Source organism: Candidatus Symbiopectobacterium sp. NZEC135, from assembly GCF_025962695.1.
The window spans coordinates 1-620 of the sequence record NZ_JAGFPF010001286.1 but is presented as its reverse complement, the minus strand read 5'-3'; the positions used below and the strand labels follow the sequence as shown (position 1 = coordinate 620).

1 protein-coding gene is annotated in these 620 nt (G+C 45.0%); it reads right to left on the bottom strand.

The window, feature by feature from the left end:
- A partial coding sequence (locus J5224_RS33850; protein WP_264629242.1) for a PTS transporter subunit EIIC occupies positions 1 to 365 on the bottom strand: 365 nt, incomplete at its 3' end.
- Positions 366 to 620 lie beyond the last annotated feature (255 nt).

Below are 620 nucleotides of genomic sequence, written 5' to 3'. Positions count from 1 at the left end.
GCCATATTTTCTGTGACCAATTGCCCCATTAATTTGAGATGAACGTGCATTGATATCAACAATGTCAAATAAGCAATCACGGAAGAGAATACCGCAATGCCTTTTTCTTTCTTCGACATCCCATAAGCGACACCCATGGCGAACAACAGTGGAATATTCTGGAACACGACGCTGCTGATGAGGCCGACGGAAGACAAAATCATCTTGCAATAAGCATTCCCCAAAAAAGGGAGCTTATCGATCATATAGGCTTGCCCCAGCGCGCTACATATCCCCATCAGCATCCCGACCGGCGCTAACACAGCGATAGGCAATAATAGGGAGCGTCCAAACGTTTGTATTTCGTTTTTAAAGTTGGAGTTCATAATAGGGTCCCTGGTGTATTTGGCATCACCATCAAACTACGCTTGCACGTTCGCCATCAAGGCCAAATACTGACTCATTCAAGGCTCATTTTTTGTCCGTAATAAAATATGATTGGGTTCACACTTCTGATAGCCGATGTTTTACCGATGAGGGAAACGCTTGAGGGGAGAAGAACACCGGGCTTACTACAGGCGAGTCGTACCAAATAAAAAAGCAGACGCCGATATCGGCATCTGCTTTTTTAAGGTTACAGC